Origin of the sequence: Streptomyces sp. P9(2023) (genome assembly GCF_032436795.1) — a bacterium.
Lineage (GTDB): Bacteria > Actinomycetota > Actinomycetes > Streptomycetales > Streptomycetaceae > Streptomyces.
The window spans coordinates 1-245 of sequence record NZ_JAUPWM010000757.1 but is presented as its reverse complement, the minus strand read 5'-3'; the positions used below and the strand labels follow the sequence as shown (position 1 = coordinate 245).

General features: G+C 61.2%; 1 pseudogene. It reads right to left on the bottom strand.

Annotation, left to right across the window (positions count from 1 at the left end):
- Positions 1–245: pseudogene (locus Q5762_RS39345) on the bottom strand (zinc-dependent alcohol dehydrogenase); the annotation flags it as partial.

Sequence of the window (245 nt, the reverse complement as noted above, 5' to 3'; positions counted from 1 at the left end):
CACCGCTGCGACGTTCAGCCCCATGGCCTTGGCATACTGCACGGCCATGTGCCCCAGCCCACCAATCCCGGAGATCACCACCCACTGGCCCGGGCGAGTGTCGGTCATCTTCAAGCCTTTATAGACCGTCACCCCAGCGCACAGCACCGGAGCGATATCGATGAAATCCACTGACTCCGGCAGGCGCCCCACATAGCCTGCATCTGCCAATGTATAGTCGGCAAAGCCGCCGTTGACGCTATAGC